16 protein-coding genes and 1 pseudogene are annotated in these 17,932 nt (G+C 51.7%); 8 read left to right on the top strand and 9 right to left on the bottom strand.

Features of this window, described 5'->3' with window-relative positions; translation table 11 throughout:
* Positions 1-596: 596 nt before the first annotated feature.
* Positions 597-818 carry a hypothetical protein gene (locus MLE19_RS07685; RefSeq protein ID WP_240717598.1) on the bottom strand — a complete coding sequence of 74 codons (222 nt, stop codon included), beginning with the start codon at positions 816-818 and terminating at the stop codon, positions 597-599.
* Between the two features lie 133 nt (positions 819-951).
* On the opposite strand from MLE19_RS07685, the pseudogene MLE19_RS07680 reads away from it, so the two are divergent.
* Positions 952-1,374 (top strand): annotated as a pseudogene (locus MLE19_RS07680) (ATP-binding domain-containing protein); the annotation flags it as partial.
* A 272-nt stretch (positions 1,375-1,646) separates the two neighbouring features.
* Here the strand turns inward: MLE19_RS07680 and MLE19_RS07675 are convergent.
* From MLE19_RS07675 to MLE19_RS07665, 3 genes are all read right to left on the bottom strand, one after another.
* Positions 1,647-4,703, bottom strand: coding sequence for a DEAD/DEAH box helicase (locus tag MLE19_RS07675; protein ID WP_240717597.1), 3,057 nt, complete (start codon positions 4,701-4,703; stop codon positions 1,647-1,649).
* A 578-nt stretch (positions 4,704-5,281) separates the two neighbouring features.
* On the bottom strand, positions 5,282-5,884 hold the full coding sequence (locus MLE19_RS07670) for a glutathione S-transferase N-terminal domain-containing protein (protein WP_240717596.1): 603 nt from the start codon (positions 5,882-5,884) through the stop codon (positions 5,282-5,284).
* A complete protein-coding gene (locus MLE19_RS07665; protein WP_240717595.1) occupies positions 5,884-7,146 on the bottom strand; it encodes a YbfB/YjiJ family MFS transporter in 1,263 nt (420 codons plus the stop codon). The genes MLE19_RS07670 and MLE19_RS07665 overlap by 1 nt, the downstream gene beginning before the upstream one ends.
* A 147-nt stretch (positions 7,147-7,293) precedes the next feature.
* Here MLE19_RS07665 and MLE19_RS07660 point away from each other — a divergent pair, with 147 nt between their 5' ends.
* Positions 7,294-8,187, top strand: coding sequence for a LysR family transcriptional regulator (locus tag MLE19_RS07660; RefSeq protein WP_240717594.1), 894 nt, complete (start codon positions 7,294-7,296; stop codon positions 8,185-8,187).
* Here MLE19_RS07660 and MLE19_RS07655 read toward each other — a convergent pair whose 3' ends face one another.
* Both MLE19_RS07655 and MLE19_RS07650 read right to left on the bottom strand, forming a co-directional pair.
* On the bottom strand, positions 8,188-9,201 hold the full coding sequence (locus MLE19_RS07655; protein WP_240717593.1) for a zinc-dependent alcohol dehydrogenase family protein: 1,014 nt from the start codon (positions 9,199-9,201) through the stop codon (positions 8,188-8,190).
* A gap of 106 nt (positions 9,202-9,307) precedes the next feature.
* Positions 9,308-9,643, bottom strand: coding sequence for a zinc ribbon domain-containing protein YjdM (locus tag MLE19_RS07650; RefSeq protein ID WP_044628437.1), 336 nt, complete (start codon positions 9,641-9,643; stop codon positions 9,308-9,310).
* A 99-nt stretch (positions 9,644-9,742) separates the two neighbouring features.
* Here MLE19_RS07650 and MLE19_RS07645 point away from each other — a divergent pair, with 99 nt between their 5' ends.
* The gene (locus tag MLE19_RS07645; RefSeq protein ID WP_240717592.1) at positions 9,743-10,132 is read left to right on the top strand and encodes an ester cyclase; all 390 of its coding nucleotides are present in this window, start codon (positions 9,743-9,745) and stop codon (positions 10,130-10,132) included.
* Here the strand turns inward: MLE19_RS07645 and MLE19_RS07640 are convergent.
* Together MLE19_RS07640 and MLE19_RS07635 are read right to left on the bottom strand one after the other, a co-directional pair.
* Complete coding sequence (locus MLE19_RS07640; RefSeq protein ID WP_240717591.1) at positions 10,129-10,560, bottom strand: GNAT family N-acetyltransferase; 432 nt, start codon at positions 10,558-10,560, stop codon at positions 10,129-10,131. The genes MLE19_RS07645 and MLE19_RS07640 overlap by 4 nt on opposite strands.
* 101 nt (positions 10,561-10,661) lie before the next feature.
* Positions 10,662-11,726 carry a DUF3541 domain-containing protein gene (locus tag MLE19_RS07635; RefSeq protein WP_240717590.1) on the bottom strand — a complete coding sequence of 355 codons (1,065 nt, stop codon included), beginning with the start codon at positions 11,724-11,726 and terminating at the stop codon, positions 10,662-10,664.
* 139 nt (positions 11,727-11,865) lie between these two features.
* On the opposite strand from MLE19_RS07635, the gene MLE19_RS07630 reads away from it, so the two are divergent.
* Together MLE19_RS07630 and MLE19_RS07625 are read left to right on the top strand one after the other, a co-directional pair.
* Complete coding sequence (locus tag MLE19_RS07630; RefSeq protein ID WP_240717589.1) at positions 11,866-12,696, top strand: AraC family transcriptional regulator; 831 nt, start codon at positions 11,866-11,868, stop codon at positions 12,694-12,696.
* Between the two features lie 24 nt (positions 12,697-12,720).
* Entirely contained in the window at positions 12,721-13,335 is a 615-nt protein-coding gene (locus tag MLE19_RS07625; RefSeq protein WP_240717588.1) for a LysE family translocator, read from the top strand.
* Positions 13,336-13,396: 61 nt separating this feature from the next.
* On the opposite strand, the gene MLE19_RS07620 is transcribed toward MLE19_RS07625, so the two are convergent.
* Positions 13,397-15,073, bottom strand: a complete 1,677-nt coding sequence (locus tag MLE19_RS07620; RefSeq protein ID WP_008958754.1) for a methyl-accepting chemotaxis protein — start codon at positions 15,071-15,073, stop codon at positions 13,397-13,399.
* Between the two features lie 302 nt (positions 15,074-15,375).
* Between MLE19_RS07620 and phnC the strand changes: the two genes are divergently transcribed.
* Genes phnC through phnE form a run of 3 tightly spaced genes read left to right on the top strand, consistent with a single transcriptional unit; the run spans position 15,376 to position 17,927 of the window.
* Entirely contained in the window at positions 15,376-16,221 is an 846-nt protein-coding gene (gene phnC / locus MLE19_RS07615) for a phosphonate ABC transporter ATP-binding protein (RefSeq protein WP_022522626.1), read from the top strand.
* A complete protein-coding gene (phnD, locus tag MLE19_RS07610) occupies positions 16,218-17,087 on the top strand; it encodes a phosphate/phosphite/phosphonate ABC transporter substrate-binding protein (protein ID WP_240717586.1) in 870 nt (289 codons plus the stop codon). Before phnC ends, phnD begins: the two co-directional genes overlap by 4 nt.
* Before the next feature lie 9 nt (positions 17,088-17,096).
* The gene (phnE, locus tag MLE19_RS07605) at positions 17,097-17,927 is read left to right on the top strand and encodes a phosphonate ABC transporter, permease protein PhnE (RefSeq protein WP_176301979.1); all 831 of its coding nucleotides are present in this window, start codon (positions 17,097-17,099) and stop codon (positions 17,925-17,927) included.
* Positions 17,928-17,932 lie beyond the last annotated feature (5 nt).

Genomic DNA, 17,932 nt, shown 5'->3' with positions numbered 1-17,932 from the left:
TGAATACTCAGGAGCACTAGAAACCGCAGGTGCTGCACTTATTAGTTGAATCCAGGATTACTGTTGCAGTTGATAGCACTGAAATCAAATGGCATCTTTAGCGCAAACAAGCCTGCCAGCTGTAGCGCTTCCTGACAATCGAATCAATACGCTGCTCACTAGTTAAATAAAGGCACGAGGCCTTTCTGCTGCTACCGCAAACGCTGATTCTCACCTGCAAGCTGGTCTAATTCCCCTTTCCTGCGACTGGCTCACGCTAATCGAAGCCAAGCGCGGGGTGTTGAATAATGCGGTTAGAGCCAGTGGAGTTGTGAGGGAGCCGCCCTAATCAAGGGTAGACGACGAATGATCACTAAAGCGCGTGACAGTTTGCTGTCACTATATATCATCTAGTGATTGCTTAGTTTTTTTCTTCATCAAAACATTACACTTTTTATAAAATAACATTTACACACAGGGCAAAAATAAACGTTGAGATAGAAAAACCAAAGCATCCCCCAGTTAGTGATGCAAAAATCGCCTCCCATTTATTTCCTTGTGGAGTCCATATAAGCTTCTTAAAAAATCCAGTAGTGGGCTCATATGCTGGCTCTAGCCTATGGATTAGAGGCAATGATGCTTGCCAAGCGAACACCAATGCTAAAAAAATAAACAATATACTTGCAACAATTGTATAATACATAAACTTCCCCCCCCCCTTCTTCTACATCAATGGTTCTTAAAAAAGCGACTTGCCCCGCCAAAATAGCTACATACCAAGGATATATTGATTTATACCAATCTACTTTTAGCTTTATATACTCTAGCTCTCTATCCATTGATAACCTTCCAAAAAAGTTAAAGTACTGATATTAGCACAATAGTTTCGCGTCTAGCATAGCTCTGCTGAAGACTTTAGAACACAGGTAAACATTGCGTAGAGTAAATTCTATATAACCGAAGGCAGCAACCACATATTGGAAAAGCTGGTATGAAGGACGCCCATTACTGGTCACTCAAAACGACTACGGCCTAAAGCTGATGAACGGCGATATCTGCATTACCTTGGTCGTTCCTGACCCACGCAATCCGCAGCAACGCTTGTTGCGCGTCGCCTTTCCGACCAGCGACCCGGAAAACCCCATTCACTGGATGTTCCCTTCCCGCCTGAAAGCGATAGAAACCGTGTTCGCGATGACGGTACACTAATCCCAAGGCTCCGTGTTTAAGCACACCGCCCTACTGCTACCGCAAACACCCAACCCAATTCTCACCCGCGAGCTGGTCTACACCGGCATCACCCGCGCCCGCGATTGGTTCACACTGATCGAAGCCAAACGCGGGATTTTGAATGATGCGGTTACTAGGGAGGTTATGAGGGTTAGTGGGGTATAACGCTCTGAGTAGTGTGCAATACTTTTCGGGGCCCATTGTCTATTTTGTTATATTTTACATCTAAATGATCGCCACCTCTTCCCTTATAAAACCTTGCAAAAGATTTATGCACCTCCAACAAAAGAGCTCTTATCTAAAAATTTATTGATAAAAAACTATTTTCATCTAATTAACAATAACAGCAATTTTATACATATCTCTTCTACGCATTAAAATGCTAGCTTAGACACAATTGAGTTGAGACAAAATTAATTTTAATAAACCTAATATTACTAATTTTTAGAAACAAATATTTTTAGGTCAACATCATTGCCATGAGCGGTAGAAAGCCAACTTGTGATAAGTTGAAAGGCCTGTAATGTCTCACTGTTAGCATTCGATCCTAGCATCAATTGATCTGAAAAATGACTTACCGAAAAACTATTTGCAGCAACAATCCAAATCTCTTTCCTTACTGCAACAGATTGTCTTCTCTGGGCTATTAAATCCCAAACTTCTTGTAATTTTTCTTCCCTTTCTTGATCATTATCTGTCATGAATAATTGACCATTAAACAAACGAATTCTTTCTTTCATGACTTGCTCAGCACCGACAGTTGGCCATGCTGTACTTAACCTATTCCAATTTCCAGGCCTCAACAATTTGTTTACGCTAACCAACATTTCAATATTCTTAATCGCTTGAGAGCCCACTTCAGCAAGTGCTCCAGCGGAAGATTGAGGTGATACTGTAGAGCCACATTTTATATGTACATACACAAGCTTATTTTTAGAAGAGAGAATAAAGTCCGCAGGCTCAGTGCCCATGTCTGTGTTAAGAACAACATCTGCATTAGGGATATGTGAGTCAAATGGCCCTAGATCCGCACGTGTTGGATTAAGAAGTGCATTTGCTTTAAGCTTATCCAGTAGGTAAAAAACTGAATTAGGGCTGAACTCTTGATTCACAACTTGGTATACACCGTTCAGATTTCCCTTTTCATCTAACCCCGGCCCTAAAAGTTCCGTCAAACCAATGACCACATTTGCTAAATTTGAATTTTCAAAGTCAAACGAATTTTCTACAGGCAATGTTATTTGGAAAAACTTTTCCTGAGCATAACCAATACCTTTTTCCAACAATGCTTTGTGCAAATGCTCAGTTAAAAAATCCTCTATGTCTTCATTTGGCTCCATACCATCTTCAAGCCAGTAGAGCATTGGCTGATTGCCTATCAGTTTGAGGTAAGGCTGTTCATTACTAAGTACTATTTGGATTCGACTCTCTTCGACTTCCGGCACAAGTAAAAAACCACCCTCATAGATCATATATAAAAAATCATTATCTAGTTCATATACATTTTCATTAATTGAAATAGAAATTGGTAATGGGAGCTCACTTAGATCAAAAATCACACTTTCTATATTTAAATTTTCATCTACAGCTATGGGTTTAGCAAAAGAATCGAGGAGTGCGTTATTGAAAATAGCACTCCCAGACAACACACTATCCATTGTTTCAAACCAATCATTTAACTCACTTAGGCTAAATGATGACTCCTTCTGATCTGAAATTCTCCCAGAATCCACACCAACATAATAGCTACCTAATTTCGTATTTAAACGATCAAATGTATCCAATCTTGCCGTTGAAAGTCTGTACGATGCATTCGTCTGCTGATCAGCCATTTGATCTAAATTCCGCCCCTTAACTGCAATACTTTCAGGACGTTTCTTCGCGGTGTTGATCGATCTACTACTAGCTTCTTTTGTCGTTGCTTCTGCACCGAGGGACAAAACTTTAAACAGTTTATCTTGAGGCACAGCCGAGCCTAGTTTTAATCCCTTGTCTTTATTTAAACGTCTTCCTCGGCTATCGAAAATAGCTACGATACCGTTGGATAATTCTTTAAATAGTGTAATTTCTAGTGATGGCTCAAAAAAGAACTGATCTTTCAAAAAATTAGATCGATTAAACGCAATAGACACCACAATATAAATCCCGGACGGAGTAACAAACTGCTTGGCCAGTTCACCGGAATTATTACATTGCCAATAAAGCATGTCTGACAAAAATTCTATACTGAAGTCTGCCGCTGAATTTAAAAAGCAAACAGATGCCGTTGGTATATTTAATGATGATTCAGGGTCGAAAGCATTAATGTCAAACTTACTTAAAAATCTATTACCATAGTAGCTGACATCAGGAAAAGCGTCTAGATACAGCTCTATTAACTTACTTGCATCTAAAGACGCTATAAATTTTTTAACAGCAGCGGCGCTATTAAGTGAAGTATCAAATCGCCGATAATTTTTCCAAATCTTCTCATTTGAGCAGTGCCCAAACTCAATTATTTTTGGCTCAATATCCCTATAAATTCGCACAACGCGACCAATCGTTTGTACGAGCTCTCTGCCGCTATTCACAGTATAAGTAAGCACTAACAACTTGGCTTGGGGAATATCAACACCTTCGTCAAGCTTACGTTGATGAATAATAACCTCATAATCCGAATTTTTTAAATTTGCAGGAACGTTGGACTTAACATTCTTTCGTTGGTCACCTGAATACTGCTCATGAATGGCGAGCAATTTGAAATCATTTTGGAGCTGAGCATAATAAGCCTCTATATCACTAAACTTATTACACTTAACTATACATTTTACACCTGGATTATCATCTATAAAAGTACGAATACATGTATTTAACTGCTCAGGCTCTATTGATTCAAAGCCAGGTTCTTTCAGGACTCCATCTTCAAGTGCTTTTTCAAAAGTATAAATGAAGCTGGCATCAGCATTGATATCAAACTGAAAGAGATCATTACGGTAGGGCGTAGCTGTAATCACAATCTTGTGAGCATTCATTCCTCTAACTAAGGTACTCCAAACAGGTGAAGGTTCAGAATGCCCCTCATCAATGATAATTAGATCAACACACTCTTTTAGTGCTTCTAACTGTGTAGATGTAAAGCTTTGTAGTTTTTGAAATGTTGAAACATATATTCCATTGGCTGTTATATCATCTACATTGTCAAACACACGCTTTAGGGGAATAGCAGCTCCTTCTGCACGCTCTTGGAAGAAATTACCACTCATCTCGGCAAACAGTTGGTCACAAACGGCCCTTCGATGACAAAGAACTAGAGTTTTCTTTTGTGTAGCTTTATGACTAACAACACTGATCACTCCTGTCTTACCAGCTCCAGTTGGTAAGCTAATTAGGCAGGATCTAGCCTCTTCAGAAAGAGGCTTTCGCAAATAGTTAAGAGAAACTTTGACACTATCTTGCTGGCATGCTCTTAAACTATCCCACAAAATATCGTTAATAAAAAAGCCACTAATTTTCAAAACATCATCCTTATTATGGTACAGCCCTGATTAAGAAGAAGCCTTATCAAATTTTATTAACAATAAAGTCACATTCATAAGAAAGCGATTAACCCGTATCTATTTTAAACAACTGCCATTTAAAAGTTATTAGAAAAGCTTTCCAATAATTTAATTATCGGCAGCTTCAGCTGCCCGCTAAAAATTATTTTTATATTTGACCATGTCTTTTATCAAGCAAGGCAATGGAAGTAGTGGTGTGGAGGATAGCTGCGACAGCGATGCCTTAGGCCATTGATGTAGCTGGCGAGTAACATGCCTTTAATGCGCACCTGTAGCCATTGGCGAGTGAGGTAAAGCTGGATGCATGAGGCATTTTGCATTTAGGTTGTCCCTGCGGCGATTGTTCGCTCTAATAATTTCAGCCTAGCAGCTAAGTGCGTTGAAACCCATGTTTACTTCGTAACACTTTAGGCTATTGTGAAACAGCACTTGCTGGGCTCTGTGCCTATTGGAAGCCAGGATGGGCCAGGAACCATCACGATAACGCCTCGCAATAGCGAGTCGTTGAAGAAGCAAGATTGTTGACGTGGTCTCTGCTAGGCGAATGAAGTCTCCTGAAAGCTCACACGTTCCGCCACACCAGCGTGCCATTCATGAAGTTTCGGGTACTCTACTTTCCACTTCACCTCTGGCAACCTGAAGGCGAGATAATCCAGCGAGACCGCAGTGGCGATGTCACCCAGGTTGATAGTTGAGGCCAGCTGTTTTCCACCAAGCTCACTGCTCAACTGTTTCAACAGCCGCTGAATGGCTCGCGAACGCCGCTGGCCTAGTTCGCTCTCGTCAATCTCGTTGCCATAATGCTTTCTGGCAATCACAGTGATGAACGCGGCATCCATCAGGTTTTGGCCCAGGCCCGCTAGGTGCAACACCTCTCCCAGGCTGGCGGCTGGCAGCATTGGTGGTTTGGGGCTAACGCTATCCAGGTAAACGGCTATCAGCATGGATTCGCTTAACGTGGTGCCCTCCTCCGTTACCAGTGCGGGAATACGCCCGGCGGGGTTGGCCTTTAAAAGATCGGCATCGTCTGCCCAGGGGTCGCACCACTTCAGGGTCACGGCGTCCGCCAAGCCTTTTTCCAGTAACACGATGCGCACCAGGCGCGCATAGGGCGAGGTTGCGTTTAGGTAGAGTTCCATTATTGCTTCCCTTGGTTTGTAGAGTGCTGTGTAGCGTGCTTTGAAGATTGTTGGGTAGAAAGGTGCGCGTGGCGCTGCTGTACACCACGGCTAAGCAGCACCATTAAAAAGCCAGCGACTAGGATGAGGCCGCTGATGGCAAACAGTGACGTGTAGCTGCCCCAGGCGCCATAAAGCGCGGACATGGCATAGCCTGCCACTGCCTGGGCGGCTGCAAAAGCGGCGGTGGCTTGCCCCCAGAGTTTCTTGTGGGCGGTTGGCCCTACCAACTCAGCAAGGCGGCCAGAGGTGAGTGCGACAATGCCGGGGATCATCGCCCCCACCATGAACGAGGAAACCGACTGGCTGAGCAGTGCAAGCGAGAACACCGGCAGCAAGACGGCAGCGGCCTTCGCTGCAAAGGCGATCATCAAGCCACCTTGCCAACCCACTCGCTGCGCCAGCGCGCCTACCATGAACGGCCCGCACAAGGCGCCCAACCCGAAGATACCCCACTGCAGGGAAGCCGCTTGATTACCCAGGACGTTTTCCCTGGCGAGATAGTCCACCCAGAACACGGTATGGGGTACAAAGCCAATCGCATCTAGGGCGTAAGCGCCCACCACCAACATCACGATTATCTTTACACCCGCACCCCCTGTGGGGCTATTCACCCTTGGGCTAGCCGTGATCGGTGATGCTAAGTGTGCTACGCCCTGTTGTTGCAAAAAATAGTCGCACAAAAGGCCAGCGGCAATACACAGCAGCCCAAGCGTGCCCCAGGTGACGGAGAGGCTTAACCCTAGGAGTAACGGTACGATGAAGGCTGAAAGCAGTGCGCCAAAGCCAATGCCGGTAAACACCAGGGCACCGACACGCGTTCGCCTTTCAGGTGGCGTGGCCGCTAGCGCAATCGAAGGGCCAACGACCATCAAGATGGCCCCGGCAACCCCCGAGACCAACCGCCAGAAGAAGAACCAGAGAAAACTGCCCGCCCCGGCGCAGAGCACAAAACTGAGCGCGATACCCGCGAAGCTTGCGGCCATCACTAAGCGATGCGAAAAGCGCTCACTCAGCGAGTGGGCGGCGAGTGCGCCGATAAAGTAGCCCAGCAGGTTGGCGGCCCCCAGGTAGGCGCCTTGGCTCGCGGTGAACCAACCCTCTTGAATAATCGCAGGCAATAGCGGCGTATAGGCGAAGCGTGCGATGCCAATCGCCGCCAGGGTCGCCATTATGCCTGTCATCAGGGCGGGCAGATCGTGGGTAGTGAGTGTTCGCTTCATCACGCCAATTCCTTTTTGTGACACCCTTTGGTGGGGTCGGCAGCACGTTGGTACATCGTCAGACTACGCGCGAGGAATTATTTCTAGAAACGATTAGTTTTGATCGCTACTATCTTGTTTATAGATAACCTGACAGGGAGACGGCGCGTGCAACTTAAATCGCTGCGACTGCTCGTGGCCGTGGCCGAAACCGGCAGCTTTGGGGCGGCGGCCAAACGGCTGCACACGGTGCAATCCAATGTGACCACCCACATTAAAAAGCTCGAGGAGGAGTTAGGCGTTCAGCTGATTCACCGTGCGGGGCGGGTTCGCCCTACGAGTGCCGGATTGGCGCTGGTGGAGTACGCCGAGCGCATGCTGTCGGCCCACGACGAAGCGGTATCGCTGTTCAAAGGCCAGGAGAAGGCGTGTGGGCGGCTGCGCATTGGTGCCATGGAGACCACGACGGCGTTGCGCCTTCCGACGATACTGGCGGCGTACCACGCAGCGCAGCCTGACGTTGATATCCAGATCAAGACCGGGCCCACGGCTGAGTTGGTCGAGTTGTTGCTTAACGGGCAGGTGGACTGTGTTTTCGTGGCCGGGCGGCTCGAGCATGGCCGCTACCACTCGCTCAAAGCGTTTAGCGAGCAGCTTGTCTTAGTCGGCTCAACGCCGATGACGAAGATGCCCTCTTCACAAGCGCTGCTGACGTCTGCGTTCTTGGCGTTTCGCCAGGGGTGCAGCTACCGCCAGCGTATTGAGCTGATGCTGGCCTCACAGGGTGTTAATGCGGGCAGGATCTTCGAGTTTGGTTCACTGGATGCGATGCTTGGCTGCGTTGCTGCGGGGATGGGTTACACGGTGCTCCCCCGTGGGACGGTTGAAGCCCACCAGCACCGGTTCGGGATTCACACGCTGGCACTGCCCACCTCCATCGCCAATATCGATACCTATTTTGTCGCCCCCGAACCCGAAACCTGGACACCCGCCCTGGCAAGCTTCGCTGAAACCTTGCGTGACGCGGTGGTGGTGAATGAGCCTCAGTTGACTGCGTCGTGATTAGAATTTGATCAGTACTTTGCCGATGTGTTTGGCGGCAGCTTGGAAGCGGTAGGCTTCTGGGGCGTCGTCAAAGTCAAAGGTTTTGCTGATGAGGGCAGTGCTGTCGTTTGCTGCCAGTGCGTTGATGTAGTTGACGAACATGGCGCGGCTGCCGTTGGCGATCCCTTTGATGGTGATGTTTTTGGTGATGAAGCTGATGTAGTTGGGGATCGGTGAGTTCTGCCCTGGGGTAACACCGATGATAACGATTCGACCATTAACGGCCGCCGCGGCAACGGAATGGCCTAGGGTGTCTTGCCCGCCAGTTTCGACGATGATGTCGGCACCTTGGTTGTTAGTTTGCTTCATTAGCTCGGCAGGCCAATCTGGGTATTGTTTGTAGTTGATGGTGATGTCTGCACCCAGTTCACGAGCAACGCTGAGTTTCTCGTCGCTTGATGAGGTGATCGCTACTCGTGCACCGTGCATTTTCGCTACTTTTAACGCGGCTAAAGACACGCCCCCAGTGCCAAGGCACAGCACGAGGTCACCCGCTTTTATGTTGGAGGTTTCTACCAGTGCGTTCCAAGCGGTCAGCCCTGCGGATGCGAGAACCGCTGCGTCTTGATCTGGGATGTTGTCAGGTAAGCGAATGAGTGACGCTGCAGGCAGCAGGATTTTTTCAGCTAGCCAGCCGTCGTGGGTGATGCCAATGTCGTGGGAGAAAATATTGGCACTGAAAGGGCCTTCGCGCCAGTTAGCAAAGTGACCACACACCACGCGGTCGCCAACGCTGACCTCTGTTACGCCTTCGCCAACCGCAATTACATCGCCCACGCCTTCTGTGCCAGGCACGCGCTTAGGGTCTTGTAATGGGCCGTATGTGCCGGTGAGTATTTGTATGTCTCGGCTGATTAGGCTGACTAGTCGTGGCGCAATGATGGCTTCTCCAGGACCTGCGATAGGTTCTGGTCGTGTGGTGGCACTTAAGGTGTTGGTGCTGTGTTGTTCGCCAATTTGAAATGCTTTCATCGAGTAGGTAATCCTTTTTTAGCCTGTATAAGAACGATGCTATCGGGTTGGGCTAACAGTTCCATTGATCTTGCCCAGCAAAAGTGGACACGGATTAAGCGATCATTCAGGCCTTCTTCACAAAGTGGGCGGTCACCATCATGTCGCCGACGCCATCGACCTTGCAGTCCAGCTGGTGATCTTTGCTGTCCATTAATCGCTTGATCACGGCTTTGGTGCCCACCTTGAGTACCAGTGAGCTGCCTTTGACCTTGAGGTCTTTGATCATCGTTACCTTGTCGCCTTCCGCTAACAGCGTGCCGTGGGCATCTTTTACCGTGACGGTGTCTTCCGCCTGAACCTCAGCAGGGTTCCATTCGTGGGCGCACTCGGGGCAGATGAACAGGCTTTGATCCTGATAGACGAATTCGGATTGGCAATGGGGGCAAGGTGGGCACGACATGAATGATGACTTCTGTGGTTTGGTTTAGGCTGCTTATGATACTGAGCCTATGTACCCTTGGCGAATGCCTTCACGCCTGCCCAGGAAAGGAGAACCAGGATGAACAAACGTGACCTGGAAGCAACCTACCGTGATTACATCACCTGCCTCAATAATCAGGATTGGACGAGCCTTGACCAATTCGTGCATAACGATGCCCACCACAACGGTAAGCACCTAGGCGTTGATGGCTATCGCGCCATGCTGGAAGCCGATTACGAGCAGATACCAGATCTTCACTTCAATATTGAGCTTTTGGCCGTTGACTCACCCCATGTCGCGTGCAGGCTGCGATTCGATGTCACACCCAAAGGTAGCTTTCTCGGCCTTGCGGTGGGTGGCAAAAAAGTGACGTTTTGCGAGAACGCGTTCTACCTCTTTAGCGATAACAAAATTAGGGAGGTCTGGTCGGTCATTGATAAAGCCGCGATTGAGGCTCAGCTTGGTTAAACGTTGTGGTTATCTCCATTAACAAACGAATAGAGCAGAATATCGGATCGGTACGCCCAGCCTTGGCTTGCCCAAAACGTCTGGGCGGCTTCGTTCTCGGGAAGAATCATCAAGTGTGATTTTTGGATACCTTCGTTCTTCAATGCTTCCAGGCAAAGGCTAACCAGCCGTGTGGCGATGCCTAACCGGCGGTGAGAATCTGCCACCGATAAGTGCTGCACATAGCCGCGCTTGCCATCGTGGCCCGCCATGATCGTGCCCACCAGCCCCTCTTCTGCTTCTGCCACAAAACTCAGGCCGGGATTGCGCAGCAGGTACTTCTCGATGCCTTGGCGTGAATCGGCGTCGCGAATCCTCACGCCTTCACTCTCGCTCCATAGGGCAATGGCGGCGTCATAGTCGTTGATGGTCATGGTGCGGTAGTGCATTAATGGGGTCTCGCTGGGTAATCGTTAGTTAACGCGCTGGTGGCCTTGATCGCTCACTTCGCACAGAGCTCATTCGTTATTCTCCCACAGCTGATTAGCAATTATGTACAGCATTCGGCTGAGCGCCCGCCAAGCGCGTCAGAGAGGTCGGGGCCGGGATGCAGGCGGCCCGGCCAGCGCAACACCATGATCGCCAGAACGTTGCGGTGTTCACCACCCGCCAGCCCCTTTTCCCCCGAGGACGAGGGGATGATGCCGCTGGCCGGGTCCACTGCCGCCACCAGCGCCTCGCGCACCCGTCCCACCAGCGGGTGATCCTCGCGGTCGGCAAGCAGGAAGGCCAATGCCACCTCGGCTTGGATGTCGGCCGTGGCCCGGGCCATAATGTCGGCCGTCTCCCGCTCTAGCGCTTCCAGCACCCAAGCGTGCACCTCTGGGTCCACCTTCCGCTGGTAGTAGCGGCTGTCAGCGATGACGAAGTGGGTCAGGCCATAGAGCCAGTTACGGTACTCGGCGTCGTCGAGCCCGGCGACTCGATCAGGCGGGTAGTGGCGTCGGAAGGCCGACTCCACCTCCCGGCGCAGATCCATCACGCCGAGCTGGTGCAGGAAGTACGCTTGGTTGGCGACCTGAGCGGCATAGATCCCGATCACCGCGGGGTCGGTCAAGAAGGCCGCCCAGTCAACTTCTGCCTGGTAGCCCAGCGCCCGCTCGTGGTTCTCAATGGTCGGCAGCAGGCCGTGGTACTCGGCCTGGACCAGCCTGAACAGCAGCCCCCGGGCGAAGGCGATCTCCCCCCACTCACCCAGCATGGCGCGCCGGGCACGCTGCTTGGCCGTGCGCTGCGAATAGTTGGCAACGATCGCCCGGCTGCGGGCAGCCGCGTACCCGGGCTCGGCCAGGCCGACGATGTCCTCCTCGAGTCGCGCCAGTAGACGCTCGCCGTAAACGTGATTGAGGGCCCGCCAGCGCTGCTCGCCAGTCAGGCGGTAAAGCCGCTGAGCAAAGTGGCGCTGCTTGTCCTCGGACAGCGTCGGCAGCGCCTGCTCGTAGATCTCCTGGATGGCCAGACCGGCGTCGCGCTGGACGTCACGCTCCGCATGCGGCTCCATGGCGGCGCAGCCAGCCAACACCAGCACAACCACCAGCGAAAAGAGCTTTTTCATGACGGCCCCTTGGTGGTGTTCACTATCGATAGGCCATCATTGCACAGTTGATGAGCAATTATGTACAAGCATCCGTGGCGCTGACGGCCTAATCTAGGGTTGTGTTTCGAGGTGTTGGGTTTCATCAGAAGAGGTAGGCATGAGCAACGCCAGCCGGTTTGAGTTCTTCAAAAGTCATCATGTGCCGACACTGACGGTGCTGAAGGCGGCCATTGAGGATTTTAGCTACGCTCCCCACGCCCATGAGGAATATGCCTTTGGCGTGACGCTGGCCGGGCGTCAGGACTTTTTCAGCGGCGGCCAGTTTCACCGTAGCCCACCGGGCAACGTGATTCTATTCAACCCGGAAGAAGTCCACGACGGGCATTCGGGTGGCGAGCGAGCGCTGGATTATTTGATGGTTTACGCCCATCCGGAGCAGGTGAAGCCGCTGTTTGCCGATGCCCTGGGGCACACGCGTGGCGCTGATTTCCGCTCCCATCAAACGCTGATTCAGGATGCGCCACTGCGCCAGGCCATTGTCGAACTGGCACGTTTGGTGACCTCCCAGGTCGGCAGCTGCATCGATCAGGAGAACGCGCTTTATCGGGTAGTAGAGCGGACGGCGCAGCTGGGCGGCCATGTGCAACCCAGCCAGGTTACGCACCGGCCGGATGCCCTGCTGGGCTTGGCGCGGGAGTATATCCACGCGCATCTGGAAGCGGATATGTCGCTGGACGACATCAGCCAGGCCGCACACCTGTCCAAGTACCATTTCTTGCGTCTGTTCCGTCAGCATTTCGGCATGACGCCGCACCAATACGTGATGAATGGCCGGGTCAATGCGGCCCGCGCCGCACTCGACCAGGACGCCCCGTTGACCGAGGTAGCACTCCGCTTTGGCTTTGCCGACCTGTGCCATTTCAATCGCCGCTTCAAGCGTATTTATGGTATGACGCCCCACCAATATCAGCGCGATATCGCCCGCTAGTCCCACACGCATAGAGGTTTTACCATGTTAGCAATCATCGCCTATGCCCTGGGCGTCATGTATACCCCTGGACCTGTGAACCTGCTCGGCCTGAACGTGGGCATCAATGGCCAGGCCAGACAGTCGGTGGGATTTTGCCTTGGCGTGGGCACGGCGATGCTGGCGTATTTATTGGTGTTAGGTTGGGCGGGCGCTGCCTGGATCAATGATGACGCACTGGTGGTCGTAAGCGCCCTGGGGTGTAGTTATATCATTTATCTGGCCTGCAAAATTGCCCGCTCCAACGCCGATTTCAGCACGCCCACTAACGCCCCTCGGCTGGTTAGTTATCGCGATGGGTTAGTCATGCAGTTACTGAACCCCAAAGCCATTGTCGCCACCCTGCCGATTACTACACTGCAATTTCCTGCCGCTGGCATTCATGGGCTTAGCCTAGTGATGTGGGCGTTCGGGCTTGCCATGCTAGCCGCGGGCGCGCCTGGCAGTTACGTAGTGATGGGCAGTTTGGTCGGCCAGCGGATTAAAAACCCAGCCGTTGTGAGGCGCTTTAATGGGCTAATGGCCGGGCTGTTGGTCGCCGTGGCGTTTTCGATCGGGTTTGAGCATGTATGGCTGCCGCTTACCTCTTCTGCTAGTTAGAACGTTAGCTGATTGCTCATAAAAAAAGCGCCCTGAGGGCGCTTTTCATAACGGCTAGCGGTTAGAAGGAGGTCCATTTCTCGGTGTCTTGCTTGCCACCAATCACATGAGTCGGCAAGCTTTTAGTGGCTCGAGGCTGGCTGTCACGCGGTTTTGGCGTAGCAGGTAGCGCGCGTTGGTTTTGGCCGGTGGTCGCTCCTCTAAAGAACGACACCTCGTTCAACAACGACTCTGCTTGGCTTTGCAGTGAACGCCCTGCCGCGCTGGACTCTTCCACCAAACTCGCGTTCTGCTGGGTGACACTGTCCATTTGCGAGACAGCGGTATTGACCTGATCAATGCCTTGGGCCTGCTCTCGGCTGGCGGTGGCAATCTCACCCATCAATACCGAAACACGCTTAACGCCATGAACGATACCTTCAAGCGACTTGCCTGCTTGGTTGACCAGGTTTGAGCCGGTGTCGACTTGGCCGATACTGTCCTCGACGAGTTTCTTGATGTCTTTGGCGGCATCAGCACTGCGCCCTGCCAGGTTACGTACTTCGTTGGCCACCACCGCAAAGCCACGCCCTTGCTCGCCCGCGCGGGCGGCTTCCACTGAAGCGTTCAGCGCCAGCAGATTCGTCTGGAAGGCGATTTCATCGATCAAGCCAACGATACCGGCAATCTTGCGGCTTGAGGCATTGATACCTTCCATCGCTTTGACGGCTTGACCTGCGATCTCGCCCCCGGCGTTAGCTTGCTGGCTGACTTCGTGCACGAGCTTGTCTGCTTCGGAAGCGTTGTCTGCATTCTGACGCACGGTCGAGGTGATTTCGTCCATCGAGGCCGCGGTCTCTTCGATATTTGAGGCCTGCTCCTGAGTACGGCGGCTGAGATCGTCGGTGCCTAGCACGATTTCATCGGCGGCGACATTCACGGACTCGGCGTTATTACGCACGGACATGACCACCTGCGAGAACTTGGTTTCCATGCTCTTTAACGCCCTAAGCATCACGCCAAATTCGTCCTTGGCTGAAGCGTCGACGTTGTTATCGAGCCTGCCTTCAGCCATGGCATTGGCGAGTGCTTGCGCCTTGCCCAGCGGCGTCATGATGCCGCGAATCAACCACATTGAGAGCAGGATGCCGAAGATGATTGCCGCCACCATAACGCCTATAACGAAGTTGCGCGTCCAAGCATAGTCACTTGCTGACTGCTGGTTATTGGCGGCGGCTTGGGTGCTGTTGTGGGTCATGAGGTCCTGGATCGCCTTAAGCACTTTGGCATATTCAGAACGTAGCGTGGTGGTGGCAATCTCTCTTGCGGCATCATAATCATTGCCGATCATTGCCGCGTTAATCTCGTCAATACCAGCGCGCAAACTGGCTAACGACACGACAAAGCTTTCGGCTATCGCACGCTCTCGATCATCAGAAACTCGCTCGGGGAAGTAATCATCCCAAGCGGCGTCGATAATGGCGTCGTTCTCCGCGACTTCTTGTTGCGTCGTGATGGCAGATGCTGGATTCCGATCACGCTGTTCGGCCGTCACTTTTACCCGGTTGCCGAGCAGTGCTTGGTTGACCTTACTAAGATTAGTCAAGGTGATCACGTTCCCCTCATAAGTCCTATTGAGGGCATCGTTGGTTTTGCTGAGACTGGAAAGACCGATAATACCGACGACGATTAACATCAGGATACACGCGCCTAAACTCACGGCAAGCCGCAGTTTAACGCTTCGATTTAGAAGTAGCATGGGGGGATCTCGTGAAAGCCCGCAGCGCGCTGCATTGGGCAGGTGGAAGCAATCTCAGTAACCGCATGCGCTCAGGTAAAAGCGCATATTACGAGTCACGTTGATGCATTATCGGCACGCGCAAAGAAAAGTTTAATTTTTTTAATTTATAAATCGCCAATTTCTTTTGTCATTACATGCTACCCACCCCTTTGATGGTCATTAACTTATCATCTGCATGACACAGCTTTGTCACCTAGGAGCGCTAACGTTGCATTGTAAGTCACAATAAAGTGAGCTTATACATTGCAGAAGGTGATCCAATGGAGCCTATTCAATCCTCTGACTTAATGCTCCGCATCGAGAAAATGGGGGTGACATATCCTGGGAATGTCCTCGCACTCCGCCCCACCACCGTCGATTTCCACAAAGGGGAGTTTACGGTACTACTCGGCCTTTCCGGTGCGGGTAAATCGACGTTACTGCGTTCTCTCAACCACTTGGTGCGGCCCAGCACTGGCAAAGTGATCTCGGCCGAGCTAGGTGCGCTCGAAACCCGGTCTACGGTACGCCGCCATCGGTGCAAAACCGCCATGGTTTTCCAGCACCATCAGCTCATTGAACGCCATACGGCGCTCCAGAATGTGCTGACCGGTCGGCTTGCTTACCACAGCACCTGGCGCAGTTTGTTTCCGCTACCCAGGCAGGAACAGGCGCTTGCTCTGCACTGCCTGGACCGCGTAGGCATGGCCGAGAAAGCGCTTACCCGGGTCGATCAACTCTCCGGCGGGCAGCAACAGCGGGTGGGCATTGCGCGTGCCTTGGCGCAGCAGCCCGCCATGATATTGGCGGACGAGCCAGTGGCCAGCCTTGACCCGGCAACCTCTGAGCGAGTGCTAACGCTACTGCGAGATATATGCCGTGAGGATGGTATTACCGCCATTATTTCACTGCACCAGCTGGAGTATGCCCAGCGGTTTGCTGACCGCATTATCGGGTTAGCGAATGCCCAAATCGTTTTCGATGCGGCCCCCTCACAGTTACAGCAACGCCACCTGAACGAGATCTACCACGGCACGCGCGGAGCTGTGACCGACGCCGCTGAGACCACCGAACCCAACCCTCAAACCACCACTCCCTCCCCGATAAAACTGGAGATTGCCCAATGAAACCGCTATTCAGCTTTTTCTTTGCCATCTGTCTTATGTTTGGAATCGCCATGCCGGCCTTGGCGGCGGACCCTGATCCAAATCCGGATCTATTAAAAGTCGCGCTACTCCCCGATGAAAACGCTTCTGAACTGATCAAACGCAACCAGCCATTGAAAGAGTATCTTGAAAGTACCCTTGGGAAAGAAATTGAGTTAATCGTCACCACGGATTACTCCTCCATGATCGAAGCCATGCGCTTTGGTCGCATCGACCTCGCCTACTTCGGCCCGCTCTCCTATGTGATGGCAAGAAGCAAAAGTGAGATCGAACCCTTTGCCGCCATGATTGTGGATGGCAAGCCCACCTATCGCTCCATCATTATTGCCAATGTCGATTCCGGCGTTGAGTCCTATGCGGATATCGAAGGCATGAAAATGGCCTATGGCGACCGTGCCTCTACGTCAAGCCACCTGATTCCCAAAACCGTGCTGCTTGAATCGGCGGGGCTGGAAGCAGGCGAGGACTATGAAGCCCATTTCGTTGGCTCCCATGATGCCGTGGCGGTGAACGTTGCCAATGGGAATGCAGATGCAGGGGGACTATCGGAAGTGATCTTTGAACATGTGATGGACCGCGGCCTGATAGATCGCAGCAAGGTTAGGGTGTTGGGTCACAGTGGGGAGTATCCGCAGTACCCCTGGGCGATGCGTTCCAACTTGAACCCGGAACTCAAGCAGGAGATACAAGACGCTTTCATTAGCATTGATGATGAAGAAATCCTGAGCAACCTGAAAGCCGAAGGTTTCGCCGTTATCACTGACTCCGATTACGATGTGATCCGGGAAATGGGTAGTCTGCTCAACCTTGACTTCGCCAAGATGTAAGGGGGCGTTATGAATCAGACTAAAACGGATCCGCCGGCCCTTTCTTCATTTTCTCCTGACGCGGTGCTGGCCGAACATGCGCGCGGCTGGCGGAGTAAGCTCTTCCAAGTGGGCTCGTTACTGGCAGTGGTTCTCCTGGCTAGTTGGTACGTGGACTTGCTGGATTTTCGCACCCTAGCCAACGGGGTTCCTGCCATCGCCACCCTGCTGGGTGAATCGCTACCGCCCGATTTCACCAATGCCAGGGATTGGATGTCTCCGTTGGTCGATACGCTCGCCATGAGCATTGCCGGTACGGCAATAGCGGTCATCGCTTCCGTGCCCCTGGCGTTCCTGGCTGCTCGCAATACCTCGCCCCATCCCGTGGTCTTCCACGTAACCCGCACGTTGCTAAATGCTCTGCGCTCGGTGCCCGAGTTGATTATGGGCATTATCTTCGTTGCTGCAGTGGGTTTTGGCGCCTTGCCGGGCGTGCTAGCGCTCGGCCTTCATTCCATCGGGATGGTGGGTAAATTCTTTGCCGAAGCGATTGAGCATGTCGACCCAGACCCAGTGGAAGCCGCCAATGCCGCTGGCGCGACTCGATTACAGGTTCACTGGCACGCGGTGCTGCCGCAGGTTCTTCCGCAGTTTGCCGATGTCTCCATCTATCGCTGGGAATACAATTTTCGCGCCTCTACGGTGATGGGCATGGTGGGGGCTGGCGGGATCGGCTTCGAGCTAATGGGCTCTTTACGTGTCATGCAGTACCAGGAAGTCAGCGCCATCCTAATTGTCATACTCGTTATGGTGACGATGGTGGATAGCCTTAGCGGCCATCTTCGTAAGAAATTCAAGTAAGGAAA

Origin of the sequence: Vreelandella neptunia, assembly GCF_022489065.1 — a bacterium.
GTDB lineage: Bacteria > Pseudomonadota > Gammaproteobacteria > Pseudomonadales > Halomonadaceae > Vreelandella > Vreelandella neptunia_A.
This window is presented reverse-complemented; position numbering and strand designations above follow the sequence as displayed.